Raw genomic sequence first — 18,586 nt, 5'->3', positions numbered from 1 at the left:
TGCACTACTCACTGGTCGCTCCCTTGCCTGCGCTTGTTTTATCAATGTCCGGTAATAATGTTGCTTGGGCGTGGATCAATCGGAAAGTGAGTCAGGAAGGGGCAACCGGCTTGCGGTCGGCGTCTACGGCTCCGTCGAGATAGGCATCGACCAGTCTGGTCCAGAGCGTGTAGCCGCGCGGGTTCATGTGCAGGCCGTCGGCCCGGAACAGCGATGCGTCAGGCAGTCCGTCGGGGGCCAGCAACACCCGGCCGACGTCCAGATAATCGAAGCCGGACACCCGCCCACGCGCCGCCACGGTCATGTTGACCGCCGCCATTTTCGGCCAGAGCGTCCAGCGGATCGGGCTCGGCTTGAGTGACAGATAGGCGATATGCGCCTTGGGATAATCGGTGCGGAGCTGCCGGAGCAGGGTCAGGACATTATGCGCGACCTCTGCGGGCGTGGCGCCGGCGGCCAGATCATTTTCACCGACATAGACAAGGATGGAACGCGGCTTGGCCCTGGGCAGCAGGCGCTTGTAATAATGCAGCACATCGGGCGTGGTCGCCCCGCCAAAGCCGCGATTGACCGTGCCGATGTCCGGGAAGCTGGCCGGTATGTCCCACAGGCGGATGCTGGAACTGCCCAGGAACAGCGTGGCATCGGTGATGGGCGGTCCCGCCTCATTGGCCTTGGCGAAAGCCTCGATCTCACGCGAGAAGGGGAAGGCGGGGTCGGCGTTGACCCTGATCGTGGGAAGCTGCGTCTCGGCGGCGCAAAGCGGGCTGGTCGGCGCGAGCAGGAACGCCGCGAACAGCGGCCCTGCCAGCCCCCGTCGCCGGTGGACCCTAGTGCCGGTGGAGCGGGCGCAGCTGATATTTGCCATGGGCGTAGGTGCCGAACATGCCGGCAATGGCCGGGTGGTCCACAGGCTCATCGCTGTCGTCCGCGATCAGATTCTGCTGGCTGACATAGGCGACATAGCTGGTTTCGCCATTTTCCGCGAGCAGGTGATAAAAGGGTTGATCCTTGTCCGGCCGCACACCCTCAGGAATGGCCTGATACCATTCCTCTGTGTTGGCGAAGACGGGGTCGATGTCGAACACCACGCCCCGGAAGCCGAAGAGCCGATGCTGCACCACATCCCCGATGCTGAAGCGGGCGTGGACGATGGGCGGGGCGGAAATATCGGATCCGAAAATCTGAATCGTGTCGTTCATATGACGTAATTTAGGATGCTTACGGCCTGAAACAAGAAAAATGCTCTCGGCCGCTTGGCAAGGGTGAATTCATTCGCTAATGGCCGCCGCTCGACCGGGACGGCACGCGCCGGACCTTCTGCGGAGAGGTGGCAGAGTGGTCGAATGCACCGCACTCGAAATGCGGCGTGCCCGCGAGGGTACCGAGGGTTCGAATCCCTCCCTCTCCGCCAATACACTGTCTTCCCCCATCCATCGCGAATCACGAAAGGTCAGCTTTCGTGCGGCCTTGAGCGCGATTCGTGTCCGCTCCCATCCCCTCCCGTCCATCGGTGACCGATTGGCAATGTGGGAAAAAATGTGGGAGATTCTGAGCGATGGGAAAGCTCTCTGCGACCTCGGTAAAGGCGGCCACGCGGCCAGGACGACATGGTGATGGCGACGGCCTTTTCCTGGTGATCCAAACCAGCGGCGCGAAAAGCTGGGTCTGCCGCGTACAGAAAAATGGCAACCGCCGCGATTTCGGCCTCGGCAGCGCGGCAAAGGTTTCACTCTCGATAGCCAGGGAGCGCGCTCGGGAAATCCGGACCTGGGTGGAAATGGGTCTCGATCCTTTGTTCGAGCGACGCAAGTTGCAGGGTGTCCCGACCTTCAGGCAAGCCGCCGCGAAGGTCATTGCATCGCATGGCAAAAACTGGCGAAATGAGAAGCACGCGAAGCAATGGCTCCAGACGCTCGACAGCTATGTGTTCCCCGAGATCGGTGACTTGCAGGTGCATGACATCACCGGGCCGATGATCCGTAATGTCCTATCGGAGATTTGGTTGTCCAAGCCGGAAACTGCTCGCAGGGTGCGGCAAAGGATCGGCACCGTGTTGGACTGGGCTTATGCCTCTGGCTACCGCGATAGCGAAGCGCCGATGCGGGCGGTGACCAAAGGGCTGCCTCGCCAACCCAAGAAAGACGGACACTTCGCAGCCATGCCTTACACAAAAGTGCCCGATTTTATGACCAGATTGGCCCGGCGAGAGTCCTTCAGTCGCCTTGCGCTGCGTTTCGCTATTCTGACGGCTGTACGTTCCGGCGAGGTCCGTGGAGCGACCTGGGATGAATTTGATCTGGACGCCAAGCTGTGGACTATTCCAAAGGAGCGCATGAAGGCGAGCCGGGAACATGTCATTCCCCTATCCACGCCCGCGCTCCGAATAATCGAGCGATGCCTCGAGCTACGCATTGGATCGCGCATCCTAGTCTTTCCTGGAGCTAAAGGTGATGCCCCCATGTCCGACATGACGCTCACGAAGCTGTTGCGCGAGATGAAAGAGGACTGCACGGCGCACGGTTTTCGATCAGCTTTTCGGGACTGGGCCAGCGAAGAAACGGATCATTCTGGCGAGGTCGCCGAGGCGGCTCTTGCCCACAAGGTACGCGACAAGACCGAGGCGGCCTATCGCCGAGGCAATCTGCTGGAGAAACGTCGCAAGCTCATGATTGACTGGGCGGATCATTGCATCAAACTCCCCAACAAGGATGTCCCGCCAAAGCCGGAGATTGAGACGTAATAGCGTGATCGACCCAAATCGGTCATTCAGCGCTAAATTACGGATCCCGATGACCAGACCGTCCGCTTGCTGAAGGGGGGCCGATTAACCCAAGGGCGCGCGTTCCTTGTCGATTGCGCAGCGCGCATCGACGTTTCGGGCCAGTTCAGCGAGTTTCACCGCACCTAACCGAGCGACCAGGAGTGCCTCTGCATCCGCGAGCACATCCTGCAACGCCTCGTTGACGGCCTGCTCAACTGCACATTCGGGATGAGAATGCTCATTGCCGATAGCGAAAATGCGGGGGCCACCCACCGCCCGATGCACGTCGAGGAGCGAGACTGTCTCCAGATCCACCGCGATAACCCAGCCGCCGCCATGCCCCTTTTCGGAGCGCACATATCCTGCGTCCCGCAGCCCTGCCATGGTGCGTCGAACGACCACCGGATTAGTGCCTAGCATCCTCGCGATCGTCTCGGACGTCATGGCCCCTTCATGCCGCGCCATATGGAGCAGCACATGAAGCATCCGCGAGAGACGACTATCGTTGCGCACGACCCGATCTTTTGCATGCCCGCCCGGATTGGCAAATCCGATATTTCACGATACTCATAATGTTACATGATTCGTGGAGCACAGGAAATGCGAGAGTTCGAAAACCCTGACCATTGGGACATGGCGGCGCAGCACTATGAAAAGACGGCCCACCCCTTCACCGAACGCTATGCAGAGGCTGCGCTGAAACGGATAAGGTTGGGGCCTGACAGTCGCGTCCTGGACGTCGCGGCCGGCACCGGGGCCTTGGCGCTGGCGGCTGCCCGAACAGGCGCACAGGTGCTTGCGACCGACTTTTCGCCGGGGATGGTAGCCCGCATCGCGGCGGCGAAGCTACCCAATGTCGAAGCCGGTGTCATGGACGGACAGGCGCTCGCGCTGCCGGACGGGGCGTTCGACGCCGTCTTCTCGATCTTCGGGGTCATCATGTTCCCCGACTGGCGCAAGGGGCTAGCCGAAATGGCTCGAGTTACGCGTCCAGGCGGACATGGCATCGTCGCGACTTGGCAGGAACGTGGCGCAGCAACCTTCCTGCTGCTGGGTAACATTCGCCAGGACCTCTTCCCCGGTCGCGACAGCATGGCGATGCCGGAAGCGGTGAGAGCTCTGAGCGACCCAAACGACTTCGCCCGCGAAATGATCGCCGCCGGCTATCGCGATCCAGACATCGAGCGCGTCACCCATGACTATACTCTCGAGGTCACGGCCCTAGATGATCCCGACACATTGTTTGGCATGTCGCCCGACTGGACCAGTCTTATCGACGAGGAAAAAGCAGCTGTTGTCGCCGAGATTCGGCGAATTGCGGAGGGGCATCCCATCCTGTCTGTTCCATCAACCGCGCTGATCGGAGTGGCCCGACGCTAACATGCTCGACCCTTACCGGCCGTTCGGCCAGAAGTTTTGATCCCCAGTTGCGGTGGGTCCGGTTTTTTCTCCGTTTCCCTTGTTGAGTTGGCGCAACGCGGCTGATGGCGATCTGGGGTGCGCCTGGCGCACGCCATGGTTTGAGAAAAGAGACGGGATATCTGATTGTAACGGACAGCACAGGCGTGGCCGATACCGCAATGTCGACATGGACCACTATGGCGGATCGCTTTTTACACCATCGCTAACACCTTGGTCGAGGCAGCGCCGCACATCGCGCCGATGTCGAGGCGGCTGCAAGTAAGCCTGCCCTGGCGCAACTGAACAAGGCGTCATTCAAGAACCGAGGCGACGCTTCTTGTGGCGTTGAGATCGAGAAATCCCTGCGCAGGGTCGCTGTGAAACAAAGGTTGCGACAAATTTCTGATTGGCACCGCCTTTAACAGGCAGGGCCATGACGGGCGGGCTTTCAGGCTCACCTCTTGAATGGAAATCGCATTCGATCCATCTGACCGTCGCACAGTCTGCCACATCAGAGAGCAAAGACCCATGACGACCGACACCGTGAGCGCCCCTGAAACGCATGCCTTCGAGGCGGATGTTTCCAAGTTGCTGCAAATGATGGTGCATTCGGTCTATTCCGACAAGGACGTATTCCTCCGCGAGCTGATCTCCAACGCGGCCGACGCGTGCGAGAAACTGCGATATGAGGCAATTTCCGATCCGGCCCTGTTCGGCGACGAACCGCAGCCGCGCATCACGCTGGCGCTCGACAAGGAAGCCGGGACAATCATCGTCGAGGACAATGGTATCGGCATGAGCGCAGCCGACATGGGGGAGACGTTGGGCACCATTGCGCGGTCGGGGACCAAGGCCTTCATGGAAAAGCTAACCGCTGACAAGAATGGTGAGGGCCAGCAGTTGATCGGCCAGTTCGGTGTCGGCTTTTATTCAGCTTTCATGGTAGCGGGAAATGTCGATGTCGTATCGCGGCGTGCAGGAACTGATGAGGCCGCCAGTTGGTCCTCGGATGGCCTCGGAACATACACGATTGCGCCAGTTGACACCGCGGAGGCGCCAGCGCGCGGCACGCGGGTGACCCTGCATCTGCTGGACGATGCGAAGACCTATGCCGAGCGTTACACGGTCGAGCGGATCGTCAAGGCGCAGTCGGGCCATGTCCCCGTGCCCATCTTCATCAAGGAGCTGGGCAGCGAGGAGGAAGAACGCCAGGTCGCTGATGGGGCGGCACTTTGGACCAAGGCCAAGTCGGATATTAGCGAAGAAGATTATGCCGACTTCTACCGCAGCGTCGCGGGCCAGTTCGACAAGCCCGCGCTGACGCTCCACTATCGCGCGGAGGGGCGGCACGAATATTCTGCCCTGATCTTCATTCCCGAAACCAAGCCGTTCGACCTGTTCGATCCCGACCGCAAGGGTCGGATCAAGCTCTATGTCCGCCGCGTCTTCATTACCGACGAGGCGGAAATCTTGCCTCGCTACCTGCGCTTCGTGCGGGGTCTTGTGGATTCCGCCGACCTGCCGCTCAACATGTCGCGCGAAATGATCCAGGACAGCCCTGTCTTGTCCGCGATTCAGAAGGGCGTGAGCAACCGCATCCTGTCGGAACTGGACAAGATCGCAACCAGCGATGCTGACCGCTATGGCGCGATCTGGGAGAATTTTGGGGCGGTGCTCAAGGAAGGCCTCTATGAGGATTTCGAGCGGCGCGCACAGTTGCTGGGCCTTGCCCGGTTCAAGACCAGCACGTCGAACGGCGAGTGGCGCTCGCTTAAGGACTATGCCGCCTCCCTCAAGGACAACCAGACCGCAATCTATTATGCGACCGGGACCGATCTCGATCGCATCGCTCAATCGCCGCAGCTCGAAGGTTTCAAGGCGCGTGGGATCGAGGTTCTGTTGTTGCCCGACCAGGTCGACAGCTTCTGGACGACCGTTGGTGTGGATTATGACGGGAAGCCCTTCACGTCGGTGACCCAAGGCGCGACCGACCTCAGCCTGATCCCGCTGGCTGAAGGCAGCGCAGCGACGGACGCGCCGAGCGAGGATGTGAGCAGCTTCATCAGCTTTGCCAAGAACGCCTTGGCCGAACAGGTGTCCGATGTCCGCGTTTCCGACCGGTTGACGACCAGCGCCGTCTGCATCGTCGCATCGGAAAGCGCGATGGACCTGCAGCTCGAGCGGATGCTGGCTGCGGCCGGACAGGCGCCCGAGCGAGCAAAGCCGGTGCTGGAGGTCAATGCCGGCCATGCGCTGATCGCTAAGCTAGGCCAGGCCGGGGCAAACGACGAAGAGCGGAGCGACCTCGCCTTCCTGCTCCTCGACGAAGCGCGTATCGCCGAAGGTCAGCCACCCGCGGATCCTCGCGCTTTTGCTGAGCGGCTGGAGCGGTTAATGGCGAAGTCGCTAAACTAACGCCTCATGTCCCGACAACGAGGCTGACACTTATCCAAAAGCCGGCCGTGAAACGCTCGGCCTGAAGCAGAAAGAAGGGTGCCGATCGTTTAGCCCGCTAATGGGAACGGTCGGCACCGGCTGTCATGGCAGCGCCAACCGCCAGGCCTGATTTTCTAAGTGCCTTCCTGTGATCGACCCTTTCCGGTCGTTCAGCCGCGGTTTTCCCGTTCCCGGCTCCGGAACGTCCGGTTATCGGCGGCTGTCGACCGAACTAGGCCGTTCCGCAGCCACCAGTTGAAAGTCGGCTTACACCATTACCGGCCACTCGAGAGTTCGTTCGCTAGGGATTAGGATGCCCAATCCTGGTCGCCCACCTGCCGAACACGCCCGCCACAGAAGCCCCCACGGGCTTACATGAAAACGGTATCCTCCACCGCGTTGAAGTAGCGACGCGGGGGATAAACGTGTTGGCTCAGGCCTTGATTCATGGCATGACAGTTGGCGCAGGATCTGCCCAGTCAATCTGTTCTTGCAGCCAGTGTTCATTGAACACGCCCCTTGCGGGCCCCTTCGGGGTTACATGACAATGGCATTATCTTCCCGCGCCGAGGCAGCGTTGCGGGAAGTATCTATTTTTTCCCTTACGGCTTTAAATGCCTTCATGCGTGCAGGGATAGCCTGCCGCTGATTGCGTTCGAGCCTGCCCATGACGTCCATAAAGGTCGTGTTGTCACCGATCTCGATCAGGCGCTGACGGACCAGTCTGTCATCGCCGTCTGGCTTAACCGAGCGGGAGGGAGACATGGTGCGTTCCATAGCGAGCGTCATCCGGACGGGCACATGGAGATCGCCGATGCGCCGGCCAGCAACATGAATCGCATGATCCCTGAATGGCTGCTGCTGATCGCCGATGCTTCGGTTCCTGAACTTGACGATTTCTGTGTCCGAATACAGCCAGTAACGCCCTGGCTCCAACCACAGCCCGTGCTGCGTGACCGCTTCGATTTTGAACGAGCCCATCGCATCGGACGCCTCGCGCTCCAGCCAATCGACCACGCGGTCCCGATGAATGGTCGGAAGCGAGAAGTGGATAGAGTCTATGTTAGTGTAGCAGATTTACACATCCGGGGCGCTGACAAGAATTCTTTCCATCATCTCCAGCAGCATGATGCGACCGCGTGCCACGATCCGTTGCCCCAGAAGATGGCATGCGGAACCGTTCTGAAGGGCCGGGCCGCGAACATCGACGCCATTGTCTCCGTGATGCACCGTCACGCCTTTACGGCCATCCAGCCAGATGTCAGTAGCGGCTTCCGGCTCATCTGCCGGCACGTCGATTCCATAGTGAGATCGAACGTGCGCCATCGCTGCTTCCCGGGTTTCGAAAGTTCGCCTCGGTCTCGATGGACGACTTGCACATGACGTCATCAGCGTGGCGAGGAATTTTTCCCTGTCCGCGAGGGCCTTGTTGCCCTGATGCCGATAGTTTTTCCTTCGGGCGAATGACCGTCTCACTTCTCTGGCGAGGGGGTGCGAGATGGTTTCGTTCGAGACAACGGCTTCGACGAGATGGATGCGGCGAAAATGCCTACTGAAAAAGGCTAGTTCGAATTCGTTAAGGTCGATCGCTATCGGCTCATTCAGTTGTGCACCCAGATGCCGTCCGGCATGGAAGCTGCGAAGCGGATTGTGCCGCGCGATGAAGTCCGTGGCCGGCTCATGGAGCACGCAGCGGTACAGGCCGGTAGTGAGGATTTCGCTCGGATCCAGATCTCGGTCGAGGCGCACCAGGCGCAGAGCAGATGGCTTGGGGAAATCGTGCTGCATGCAACCGGGATACATGCCATTGAAATCGATCGCGATGACGCTTCTGTCGGAGTTTACCTCCTCAAGGATTTGCGCTTCCTGGATCGGCAGATGCCAGGCCGAATAGAAGCGCGCGTCATAGATGCTGCTTTGGCGCAGCGCGTTGCAGATGGTGTTCCATTTCTCGTCGCAGAACGACGATGCGGAGACAAAATGCTGCCCAAAGCGCCGGACAATGGCATCGGCTGCTTGAAGACTGGCCACAGAATCATTCAGGAAACGACACTCAGGAAGCCACGGGTGGAGATCCTCCAGCGCGGCTGGGGGCTCCATTCCGGGGTTCGCTAGTGTGATCAGATCCACCTCGCGCCTTGTTAGCGTGACGGCGCGTCCATCGACTGCGGCATATGTCTCGATCGCCCGCGTCCCATTGTGATCGCTGATCGACAATGTGTCGGCTCCGACGAGGTGGAGTCGTTCCCGCGCCTGCTTCTTGCGCTTGCGTAATAGCACAGGCCGATCCGGCACGGACACATTGGCTGGACCGTGGAAGCGATAGGCCTGGCTCATCGGGAGCGAGTGCGATTTCGACCTGCCCGACGCATACTCAAGATGCCACAATGCGCGAGGGCTAGTTCGTTCACGATCGCGACGCGATCGAACTGGTCAGAACGCGCGGCGCGAGCAAGGCCGTGTCGGATAGAGTAGGGATAGAAATCCAGCAGTGAGCGGATGTGCCTAAGGCGCCAGTTCCTGATGGATCGCCTATTTGATGGCAGCAATTCTCGCTTAGCCCCCAGCGTTTCTCGATCGGCGGTATAGGCCTCCGCGAGTTCCCCAAGTTCTGTCACGGACGACAGTCGAAGTTCCCGTGCGGAGAAGCGAAGGCGTGCCAGGGCGAGAATTGCCCTCGTCCTTTCACGATCAAGAGCCTCACCCCCTGCATGACCAGCCGTTTCATCGGCGATGTCATGCAGAGCGGCCTGCAACATTCCGGCGCGGCGATATGCTGTCATTGCGCTAGTCTGGTCATCGGTCAATACAGATCGGATGCGTTCCTCCGTGCCAGCGGAACGTGGAATGGCCTCGGCGGCGAGAAACTGATTGATGAGTGCCCTTATGCCGTGCGGTAGCGTAGCGGTGATCGCTGACGGATAGTCCAGGCGTTCCCACTGAGCATATCGCGCTACAGCATAGGAATGACCGAGCTTCAGCATGGCACGAATGAGGTGTTCTTCCGCACCATCCTGCCCTTGTGAGCTATGGCCGAAGATGGTATCAGGCTCCGAACCGATTGCCATTTCGGCCTGATGCACGGCATGACGCCAATCAGACGGCGTGATGTCCTTGTAGTTCAGCTGTCTGGCCGACGTCGATTTACCCGCGAGCAGCCGCAGCTCCCCGATCTCGTCGAGCTCAAGCTCAAGCGCCGCCTGCTCGGCCTCACGCTCGTTCGCCGCGCTGATCGCGTCTAAGTTAATGTACCCGTCAAGGTCACCGACCCAGACGCTCAGTCCGCTATCATTGCTCATCGAATATGCCCACGTGGCACACCCAGTTCACAAAAAATCATGAGATTTGTCTCGCCTGACGTGCCGTTCGTAATCCTGTGTAGCAGGTTCGAACGCCGGGCTGCCACTCTTTCTGGAACCTAGAGTCGATGGTTCTCAGAATGTCGGGTGCTGGTTAAAACCGCCCTTTCGACGCCCATGCCGGAACGGCGGCAAAGTCCCAAAAACCGTCAGTCGAGTTAGCGAGGGTGGCAGTGAAGACATCCTCTATGACGGATCGTCCGGCTCCGATTTCAACATAGCGACAATCTGTTCCTCGGCCGCAGTTGCCTCAGCGACGAGCAGGCGAAGTGCCTTCGCGGTTTCTTCCAGAAGACCAGCGCCAAGAGGCCGCTCGCCGTTGATGAAGCGGCGGATAGCCCTCTCGTCGATGCCGAGACGTCGCGAAAAAGCGGTCGTGCCGCCGAATAGCTGGACGCAATAAGCAAAATGCTCACGTCGCTCGTCCGTCGAAAATGCCGCAGCCATCATGCACCTTTTTCATTCGCTGCCGGTGCTCATAGGCTATTTGGCAGATGGGGCAAGGCATGCGCCAAAGCGACAGATGGGCGCTTCAGCTATTGCCCGCAATCGTGAAACGGCCGGCACGCGAATCAATCCTTTTCCGCACCCGACTGTCACAGAGCTGCCGAGATAATTACAGCCAGACTTTCCTCTGCGCGCGTTCGTATCGTGTGGTCCTTGGCTGCAAGATCGTGCCTGATCCATTGCGGCGTCTTCGACAAAGTGGCGGTAATGATCACGGTCAGCTCGTCAATTTGCATGGGCGGCGTTGAGCAGGGCGGTGCCGACGGGTCAATCATGACGGAAACCAAAAGACAGGGGCCGGCGGGCCTGTAAGGGCTATCCGCCGGAGCATGTCAGACGGCTTCCCTTGCGCCGATATCAAGCAGCAACTAGGATTCATCGTCGCTCGATTTCACACTGATCGGGCACAGGGTTTCGCTTCCGCAGGACAGCGTCATCCACTCGATTTTCCAATCTACAACCACGCAGTCATGCCGCTCGGTGCGCATGATCCTGACCAGCGCAGCGCCCTCGGTCGCAAGGGTCAGATGGCATCGTCCTGTGGGGATATCATGGTGACCACGGATCAATGTGCCGTCGGAAAAGGCGAAGAAAAAGCTGTCCGTCACAGCGCGTCCGGGCAGGTGCAGCAGGCTCTCCAGATCGCCGGTGACCTTCAGTTTTCCTCCATCCATGGCGTCGATTTCCACGCCCATAGCAGGTTTCTCCCATGAGAATCGGTAAGGTTGAGGAATAGAACATAAAGCGAACATAAGGAAGGGTCTGCAAGGAAAGAGGAATGGCAAGATTAAACGCCTGCCTCCCGATGTGGTCGGAAGGGGCGTCTGCACAGGGTTCTGGATGGAGGCATACGGGCAGCCATGCCTCCCTGTTTTGCGGTCAGCCCGTGTTTCCGGCTTGGCAGATGGAGGCCCTTGAAGCCCTGCGCTGTGCCTTCCCATCCTTTGTTCGCACCGGCCGGGATAAGGATTGCGCATGGCTGACAAGTATGATTTCGAACTCTGGCTGGGCCGGGTCGGCAGCGATACGCCGGCCGTCGGGAAGAGCCTTGCCCGCGCCCGCCGCATGGGTGGCAAGGCTGGCGGTTCCGGCCGTCGTTTTACCGGCGCCCGGCTGGGACGCGGCAGCGGCGTTGGCCGGGTGTTGGGAGATGCTGGTCACCCTGCCGGATCAGGCGCTCGCCGGGTGGTGGTGAAAAGCCGCATCGTGAAGCTGGGCAAGGGCATGGCTGCCGCTGCCCATCTTCGCTATCTCCAGCGTGACGGTACCACCCGTGAGGGCGAGCGCGGATCGCTCTATGGTACCGATGCCGATCGGCTGGACGGCAAGCCCTTCCTCGAACGCTCCGCTGGTGATCGCCACCAGTTCCGCTTCATCGTCGCGCCGGAAGATGGCGCGCAATATGACGATCTGAAAACTGTTGTGCGCCGCCTGATGGAGCAGGCGGAGAAGGATCTCGGCACGAAGCTGGACTGGGTGGCGGTCGATCACTTCAACACCGGCCATCCCCATGCTCATGTCATCGTCCGGGGCAGGGATGAGACAGGCAAGGATCTGATCATTGCCCGCGACTATATGACCGAAGGCCTTCGCGCCCGCGTGGCCGAGATCGTCACCCTTGACCTTGGTCCCCGCACCGAGCGGGAGATCGCAGCTGGGCAGGCGCGCGAGATCGAGCAGGAGCGGTTCACCAGTCTGGACCGCAGGTTGATGGGCCGGGCGGATGAGGCAGGGGTAGTCCACACCCTCCCGGCCGATTCGGGCCAGCATGCTTCGCTCATTGGTCGGCTTCGCACGCTGTCCCGGCTCGGCCTCGCCGGGGAGCAGAGGGATGGCAGCTGGACACTGGACAGCGAACTGGAGCCGAGCCTTCGTCGCATGGGCGAGCGCGGCGACATCATCAGGACGCTGAACCGGGAACTGCGCGAGGCCGGCATCCATCGCCCGCCACAGGATCACGCGATCTTCGATCCCGGGCATGGGGGCACGATCACCGGAAGGGTGGTGACGACAGGGCTGTCCGACGAGTATCGCGACCGGCGTTATGTCATCGTCGATGGCCTAGACGGCAACAGCAATTATGCGGACATCGGCAAGGACCAGCAAAGCCTAGCAAAGGGCAGCGTCATTCGGTTGTCATCCCCACCCGTCGAGGTGCGCGATGTCGATCGCACCGTGGCGGCGGTCGCCGCAACCCATAACGGTCGCTACAGCGTCGACCTTCACCTCGACCACGACCCCGCCATGACGCAGGAGAAGGCCGAGGCCCATGTGCGCCGTCTTGAAGCCATGCGGCGAGCCATCGGCACACCTGAGCGCCAGCCAGATGGCAGCTGGGTGATCGGGCAGGATCACATTGCCGATGCCGAACGCTTCGAGCGGGAGAAAAACCGGCGCGTACCGGTTCGCATCGAGACGCTGTCGGTGCGCTCGATCGATCATCTTCCCCATCATGATGGCGCGACCTGGCTCGACCGCGAGCTGACCAGCCCGAGACCCGCGTCATTGGCAGGCGGCTTCGGTGCCGAGGTTCGCAGGAGCCTCGCCCAGCGTCAGGCGTGGCTGATCGAGCAGGGGCTGGTCGTGCAGGAGGACGATACCCTGCGCTACCGTCCCGACATGGTCCAGGTCCTCCAGCAGCGCGAACTGGACCGGACCGCCCGGCAGGTCGGAGACGAGACGGGGCTGACCCATGTCGCCCCCAGACCGGGCGATCGCATCGAGGGGATCGTGAAGCGCGCCGTCATGGTCGGCGACCAGCGCGTCGCGGTGATCGAGAACTCTCGCGAGTTCAGCCTCGTGCCCTGGCGGCCGGTGCTGGATCAGGCGATCGGCAAGCCGGTCTCCGGCATCATGCGTGATGGCCCGATCAGCTGGACCATTGGCGGCCGGGCGAGGGGGCTTGGTGTCAGCTGACCGGCCGGCTCTGAGAGAGCCCCTCCTGTCCCCATGGAGGCTCTATCGCTCCATGGCGTCATGGCCGATTATTCGGGGAGCAAAGAGCGAGGCTCCTCATGAAGACCTTCAAAACCCGTCATCAGTTCTATCTTCCCGATGCGCTGTCCGAGAAGCTCGACACCCTGACATCGAAGCCGGGGACATCGAAGACGCAGATCCTGACCGACGCGCTCAACGCCTGGCTCGAGCGCAAGGGCGCGCAGGAGATCGACCAACGCTTCGGCCCTCGCCTTGACCGGCAAAACCGGACCGCCGAGCGGATCGAGCGCAAAGTGGATGCGCTGACCGAGATGCTGGGCTTGTTCATCCGCCACCAGCTCACCCTCGTTGCGCATCAGCCACCATTTGATGTCGAGACCAGCCGGCTTGGCAGTGCACGCTATGCCGCCTTCATCAGGCTGGTCGAGCAGCGGCTTGGACGCGCCGACAGCGGGGCGCAAAAATCTATTGCCGCAGAGGAGGGCGAGGCATGAGCCCTAATCCTTCGCCAAAGCCCATTACGGTTCGCGTCAGAGATGCCTGCCGGATGACCGGCATCGGCCGATCGAAGCTCTACCTCCTCATCGAGCAGGGGGAAATCGAGATCATCAAGGTGGGCAGCATGACGCTCATCCCTGTCACCTCGCTCGAAGCGTTCCTGGCAGCGCGAACAGAGCGCAGATAGCCGGCTTTTCCTGAACTCTGCCACTGGCGTGACAGTCTGTTCGTCGCACCCCGGTGTTCTGCCCGGGGAAATTTGGCTTGCTTCCGCAGCCGAAGCACGCAATCTGCCCCGGCTCCCAAAACACGTGGGAGTGGGGCTTCGAAACCTCAGCATACAAGCTCGGTCATCCAGTTTTGGAGGCCGGGTGGCATGCGCGCATGTCCAGCCGGTGACGGTAAAGGTGTGCGCGCTCGTTGTCTCAGCGGGTTACTACAACCGGCTTTGGCCGTCGCCCCGAGAGGACATAGGTGCGACGAATAAGCCGAGGCTGAAGGCGTCGCCGCTCAGGAGGCGCATATGGCAATGCCGAGCAGCTCAGGCTGGCATCTCATCTCCGAACTGCCTGCCGACCGGAAGGACGGTCGAAAGATGCTGCTCTGGGAGGAGGATCAGCCGGTCATCGGACGCTGGGATCCTGACCGGCAGGATTGGGAGGATCCCGAGAGCATGCAGGTCTTCGAGGAAATCACTTGCTGGGCTGATATCGTCCCGCCTCAGTGAAAACGGCCCGTCGTGGGCCATCATTGAGTGTTGAGAGCAATCTGGTGCTGATGCTCAATCGGTTAGCGCCAGTTCTCGCCGTTCGAATGCATTTTGCACGCGCTTGGAAGCTGACGTTCGCGGGCAGCCTCTCATTCTACGTCTTTGACCGGGTCTGGGACCTTCGCGACGGTCAGGTTTGGGAAGCGACCCGAGGAATGCGGACATTCGCGGTGGCGCGCGTTGATGACCGCTGCCGCCGAAAGCCGTCATTCGCGGCTTCAGATCTGCTCGCAAGAAGCGGGCGTACGTTCAGCACTTCCGAGGACAGTGAGTAGCCGTAAATCGAGGTACTCGACAGATTTGATAATTTTCAAACGCAGCCAAACGCGTTAGGCGAATCTCGCTTACAGGGAATGCATTGATCATGGCGACGAAACCGCTACCACTGCCAACGGGCGCAAATGATGCTGGTGAAGATGTCGATGGCCGACTGATCATCCAACGAAGCCGTTCAAGCGAAATTTTCTTTGCCGTGGTTGGACCCGTTGGTGCAGGTGCATCTCGAGCACGCGAAGCGCTTGAGCGCGCTTGTCGCGCGGCGGGCTATACCCCGCAGACCGTAAAGGTCAGCGCTATCATCCGCGAATGGGGGGCGGCACAGGGTCTCGATATCACACCTGAGATGAAGCCCATCGAGAAGGTGAAGCATCTACAGAATGTAGGCGACGAGATGCGTAAGGCCGATCCAACCCGCATTGCGCGCGCCGTGCTGTCGAAGATCGCCAGCTTGCGGGCGGAACTCAACGGGGAAAAGTTCGAGCAGGGCACTGTAGTGCCGCCTGGGGACAAGAAGATCGCGTATCTCATCGACTCCGTCCGGCATCCAGCGGAGACGAGCCTCTTCCGCCGCACGTACGCCAGCGCGTTCGCGCTCGTCGGCGTAGTTTGCGAAGATGGCCAAAGGCGAGATCGGATCCTCGATAAGTACTTCACGGGTCCCGAGCGTCGTGATGAGGCGCTTGTCGCTCAGGCAGATGCCTTTATCCAGCGTGATGCCGACGACGAGGAAGCGTCGCACGGCCAGCATGTAACCGACGCGTTCTTCGAAGCTGACTTTTTTGTCGACAATACGCGTTCGGACAAAACCGATGAGGATCAACTGCTCGACGAATCGCTGGCGCGCCTCATCAGCATAATTACCCACGACTCCTTGATCCGCCCGACGATCGAGGAGACGGCGATGCATCATGCGCATTCTGCACGCGTCCGGAGCGCCTGTTTGTCACGACAGGTCGGCGCGGCACTGGTTGATCGTGATGGAACGGTGGTGGCGACCGGCACGAACGAAGTTCCTCGGGCTGGCGGCGGCGTATATGGCGAGCGGCCGCTCGCTCCGGAGGAATTCGACCATCGGTGCGCGTTCCGGGAGGATCGCTACTGCAGCAATAATAAAGAGCAGAACCGCATTATCGATGAGCTGATCGAGTCAATTCAGCCGCTACGCGAGGTCGAGGATAGGGCCGAGCTTAGGAAGCGACTTCGCAACACCGCGGTTGGGCAGCTGATCGAGTTTAGTCGAGCGGTTCACGCCGAGATGGACGCACTCCTATCGGCCGGTCGCGAAGGCGTATCGACGGTCGGAACCCGTCTTTTCGTCACTACTTTTCCATGTCACTATTGCGCCCGTCACATCGTTAGTGCGGGGATCTACGAGGTGCAGTTCATTGAGCCATATCCGAAGAGCCTTGCCCTTGAGTTACACGACGACGCGATTGCGGTCGAGGAAGGCAACTGGTATCCGCCGGAGGAGACTGGCATGGCAGAAGCGAAACGGCGCCGGAAAGCCGCAGGTGAGCCAGGTAAGGCGGCTGTCGAGCAGGGTGTTTCGGGGCGTGTCCTGTTTCGTCCCTTTGTAGGCGTCGCACCCAGACTGTACCTTCGTGCGTTCGAGAAGACGCGTAGGCTGAAGGATAAAATTACGGGCAAGTTTGATATTCAGGCCCCGGAGTGGGGTGACGAGTGGTCGCCTTTCACCGCAGCCTACCCTGAACTTGAAGCTGCCCTGACGAAAACGCTATGAACATCAGCTATCTTTTCCCTCCGGGACAGGTCGAGGCCGTTCCAGCGAAGGCTGACGATAATAACAAGCTTCCGTCTGTCGAATCCGGCGACCGGCAGCTTGAATTTGATCTTGGGGACCGAGCACTCAGATTGCTGAAGATCGCCGTCACGGACACGATTCACGGGCGTCGCTTAACCACGCTGGTCGATGAGATCACCCCAGAATTCGTGATCGATTTGCGGGATGTGCTTCGCTTCGATCTACCCGGCTTGTCGCGAGAATTCTTCTTCAATCGTCTTTCAGCTCATGGCGTGCATTACGCCCGGGCACCTATCGCCTGGCACCAAATCTCGGCGTACGGGATCACGACCGATACGAAGCTACCGATAAGGTTGTATCATGAGGCGGTCGAGCGGTGGGGCGGCAACCTGATTCTGCTCGTCTCGAGGGCCGAACATGCGATGCACATGCATGCCATGCTCAACATGGCGCTGTCCACGCAGCGTTGCCATGGCTGGAGCATCGAACGGGTGTCGTAGCGCCCAGCTGTTAGCTCGTTCCAAGCGGCCGACCGATCCACTTGGCTTACGCGGCCCGCTGATCGAACACAGAGAACAAGCCCGGTTCACGTGAAACCCTAATCTCGTCATCCCAAGTGAATTGCTTCACCGATCTTCGCAACGCACCATCCTTGGCGGTGATGATCACATCCTTCGCCGCCCGCAGTTCCACCAGCGCCGCGTCCACGATCTCACCAATCACCGGAGCCTCGTTGCAATGGGATGCGAAGAGTTCCTTTTTCGTCAGCGGTCCTTTGCCAGCGACCGCCCGCGCATGCAGCATCCGGGCGAGTTGATCAACGACGGCACTCTCCGACCTAGTTCGTGCGTTATCATTGAAGCCGAAGTCCAGCATGTCTTTCCGCACGTCCTCGCCGGGATTGAACCCAAGTGAGTTGAAGCCGGCCCGACCGAAATGCTCGAATGTGTTCTCCATCGCCCAGTGAATCTTACCCATCTCCTCGCGGGCCTGATGGTGCTTGGAAAGGTGTAGCAACCAGTAATCCCGGTTCGACCCGCCTTCAGGATGAATGAAGAACGGCGTGTAGTAATCCGCCCCAGTGTTGCGCTGAATATGCTCGTACAGCGTATTCTGGATGAACCGCTTCCAGCCGCGCATCTGCTTCATCTCCAACATGTCCTGCACATCGCTGCGGCTCAGGTCGACAGCCGCGAGACCAGCGGTGTCGATCATCCTGTCGTTCAGAAGGTTCACCAGATGGTCAACCATGAAGGTCAGGACTACCTCCGGGTTCTGAAGGGCTGCCATGATCTTGCGGATCGTAGCGAACGTGACTGCGCTCCATCCATATTGGTCCAGGAAGAACAGCGAGCGGTGAGCGCGGCCTTTCGCCTGAATACGCCCTATCACTTCGCCGGCTACCTCTTCGAACTTCGAGGTAAGGATATGAATGTCGCGGCCAATTCGAGATCCATGGCCTTCACGCTCCAGAAGGTCGCGAAGGAAGTCGATGTGGTTGCGGTTCGCGTCGACAAAGACGAAATCGACATTGATGGCGATGCCCAACACGCGCGCAGCAGCCACCTCCGTTCGCACCCGATCGACCGCAGCTAACATCCGGAGCGGCGATCCATCGACCTGCGTGCCTTCGAGCATATATCGGCCGCCACCGCAGAACCCATCGACGATCGTGAGGTTCAAGGCCCGCGTGCGGTGGCTCTTCGTCAATGTGCGGATGTACGCCCCTACATAGGCGTCGAATATCTCATGCTTTGCCGCACTATGGCGACCGAGTTCGGGCAAACTACCGCCCACGATCCAATCGTAACCCAGATTGCCTGCCATGGATTGATGCCTCGTTGGCGCCCTGCGGCCATAGATGAGTTATGAGT

At 60.1% G+C, this 18,586-nt stretch carries 19 protein-coding genes and 1 tRNA gene; 11 read left to right on the top strand and 9 right to left on the bottom strand.

The annotated features are described in order from the left end of the window. Positions 1-91 precede the first annotated feature (91 nt). Positions 92-868 carry a GDSL-type esterase/lipase family protein gene (locus F7P65_RS01945; RefSeq protein ID WP_150290062.1) on the bottom strand — a complete coding sequence of 259 codons (777 nt, stop codon included), beginning with the start codon at positions 866-868 and terminating at the stop codon, positions 92-94. Beyond that, positions 831-1,202, bottom strand: a complete 372-nt coding sequence (gene hspQ / locus F7P65_RS01940) for a heat shock protein HspQ (protein ID WP_150290061.1) — start codon at positions 1,200-1,202, stop codon at positions 831-833. Before hspQ ends, F7P65_RS01945 begins: the two co-directional genes overlap by 38 nt. Before the next feature lie 122 nt (positions 1,203-1,324). Between hspQ and F7P65_RS01935 the strand changes: the two genes are divergently transcribed. Both F7P65_RS01935 and F7P65_RS01930 read left to right on the top strand, forming a co-directional pair. Continuing rightward, a tRNA-Ser gene (locus F7P65_RS01935) sits at positions 1,325-1,414 on the top strand. 144 nt (positions 1,415-1,558) lie between these two features. Beyond that, a complete protein-coding gene (locus F7P65_RS01930) occupies positions 1,559-2,743 on the top strand; it encodes a tyrosine-type recombinase/integrase (RefSeq protein WP_150290060.1) in 1,185 nt (394 codons plus the stop codon). An 84-nt stretch (positions 2,744-2,827) separates the two neighbouring features. Here F7P65_RS01930 and F7P65_RS01925 read toward each other — a convergent pair whose 3' ends face one another. Beyond that, positions 2,828-3,277, bottom strand: a complete 450-nt coding sequence (locus F7P65_RS01925; RefSeq protein ID WP_150290059.1) for an Rrf2 family transcriptional regulator — start codon at positions 3,275-3,277, stop codon at positions 2,828-2,830. A 120-nt stretch (positions 3,278-3,397) separates the two neighbouring features. Between F7P65_RS01925 and F7P65_RS01920 the strand changes: the two genes are divergently transcribed. The 3 genes from F7P65_RS01920 to htpG all read left to right on the top strand — a co-directional run bounded on the left by F7P65_RS01920 (position 3,398) and on the right by htpG (position 6,580). Next, positions 3,398-4,144, top strand: coding sequence for a class I SAM-dependent methyltransferase (locus tag F7P65_RS01920; RefSeq protein WP_240334165.1), 747 nt, complete (start codon positions 3,398-3,400; stop codon positions 4,142-4,144). A gap of 104 nt (positions 4,145-4,248) precedes the next feature. Next, entirely contained in the window at positions 4,249-4,392 is a 144-nt protein-coding gene (locus tag F7P65_RS22605; protein WP_420853293.1) for a hypothetical protein, read from the top strand. A gap of 301 nt (positions 4,393-4,693) precedes the next feature. Continuing rightward, entirely contained in the window at positions 4,694-6,580 is a 1,887-nt protein-coding gene (gene htpG / locus F7P65_RS01915; protein ID WP_150290057.1) for a molecular chaperone HtpG, read from the top strand. A gap of 558 nt (positions 6,581-7,138) precedes the next feature. Here the strand turns inward: htpG and F7P65_RS01910 are convergent. From F7P65_RS01910 to F7P65_RS01890, 5 genes are all read right to left on the bottom strand, one after another. Then, a complete protein-coding gene (locus F7P65_RS01910) occupies positions 7,139-7,618 on the bottom strand; it encodes a hypothetical protein (protein WP_150290056.1) in 480 nt (159 codons plus the stop codon). Positions 7,619-7,678: 60 nt separating this feature from the next. Next, positions 7,679-8,938, bottom strand: coding sequence for a hypothetical protein (locus tag F7P65_RS01905; RefSeq protein ID WP_150290055.1), 1,260 nt, complete (start codon positions 8,936-8,938; stop codon positions 7,679-7,681). Continuing rightward, the gene (locus tag F7P65_RS01900; RefSeq protein WP_150290054.1) at positions 8,935-9,900 is read right to left on the bottom strand and encodes a hypothetical protein; all 966 of its coding nucleotides are present in this window, start codon (positions 9,898-9,900) and stop codon (positions 8,935-8,937) included. Before F7P65_RS01900 ends, F7P65_RS01905 begins: the two co-directional genes overlap by 4 nt. 246 nt (positions 9,901-10,146) lie before the next feature. Then, a complete protein-coding gene (locus F7P65_RS01895) occupies positions 10,147-10,410 on the bottom strand; it encodes a helix-turn-helix domain-containing protein (protein WP_240334164.1) in 264 nt (87 codons plus the stop codon). A 425-nt stretch (positions 10,411-10,835) separates the two neighbouring features. After that, on the bottom strand, positions 10,836-11,162 hold the full coding sequence (locus F7P65_RS01890; RefSeq protein WP_150290053.1) for a hypothetical protein: 327 nt from the start codon (positions 11,160-11,162) through the stop codon (positions 10,836-10,838). 280 nt (positions 11,163-11,442) lie between these two features. Between F7P65_RS01890 and rlxS the strand changes: the two genes are divergently transcribed. From rlxS to F7P65_RS01860, 6 genes are all read left to right on the top strand, one after another. Beyond that, positions 11,443-13,383 carry a relaxase/mobilization nuclease RlxS gene (gene rlxS, locus F7P65_RS01885; RefSeq protein ID WP_150290052.1) on the top strand — a complete coding sequence of 647 codons (1,941 nt, stop codon included), beginning with the start codon at positions 11,443-11,445 and terminating at the stop codon, positions 13,381-13,383. A 98-nt stretch (positions 13,384-13,481) separates the two neighbouring features. Next, complete coding sequence (locus F7P65_RS01880; RefSeq protein WP_150290051.1) at positions 13,482-13,898, top strand: CopG family transcriptional regulator; 417 nt, start codon at positions 13,482-13,484, stop codon at positions 13,896-13,898. Beyond that, positions 13,895-14,089 carry a helix-turn-helix domain-containing protein gene (locus F7P65_RS01875; protein WP_150290050.1) on the top strand — a complete coding sequence of 65 codons (195 nt, stop codon included), beginning with the start codon at positions 13,895-13,897 and terminating at the stop codon, positions 14,087-14,089. Before F7P65_RS01880 ends, F7P65_RS01875 begins: the two co-directional genes overlap by 4 nt. 336 nt (positions 14,090-14,425) lie before the next feature. Beyond that, positions 14,426-14,629: a hypothetical protein gene (locus F7P65_RS01870; RefSeq protein WP_150290049.1), complete on the top strand. Its 204-nt coding sequence runs from the start codon at positions 14,426-14,428 to the stop codon at positions 14,627-14,629. A 406-nt stretch (positions 14,630-15,035) separates the two neighbouring features. Continuing rightward, positions 15,036-16,691 carry an anti-phage dCTP deaminase gene (locus F7P65_RS01865; RefSeq protein WP_150290048.1) on the top strand — a complete coding sequence of 552 codons (1,656 nt, stop codon included), beginning with the start codon at positions 15,036-15,038 and terminating at the stop codon, positions 16,689-16,691. Then, positions 16,688-17,212 carry a hypothetical protein gene (locus F7P65_RS01860; RefSeq protein WP_150290047.1) on the top strand — a complete coding sequence of 175 codons (525 nt, stop codon included), beginning with the start codon at positions 16,688-16,690 and terminating at the stop codon, positions 17,210-17,212. The genes F7P65_RS01865 and F7P65_RS01860 overlap by 4 nt, the downstream gene beginning before the upstream one ends. 46 nt (positions 17,213-17,258) lie before the next feature. Here the strand turns inward: F7P65_RS01860 and F7P65_RS01855 are convergent, their stop codons facing one another. Then, positions 17,259-18,539 carry a three-Cys-motif partner protein TcmP gene (locus F7P65_RS01855; RefSeq protein WP_150290046.1) on the bottom strand — a complete coding sequence of 427 codons (1,281 nt, stop codon included), beginning with the start codon at positions 18,537-18,539 and terminating at the stop codon, positions 17,259-17,261. Positions 18,540-18,586: the final 47 nt, after the last annotated feature.

Source organism: Sphingobium estronivorans, from assembly GCF_008692605.1.
Classification (GTDB): domain Bacteria; phylum Pseudomonadota; class Alphaproteobacteria; order Sphingomonadales; family Sphingomonadaceae; genus Sphingobium; species Sphingobium estronivorans.
This window is presented reverse-complemented; position numbering and strand designations above follow the sequence as displayed.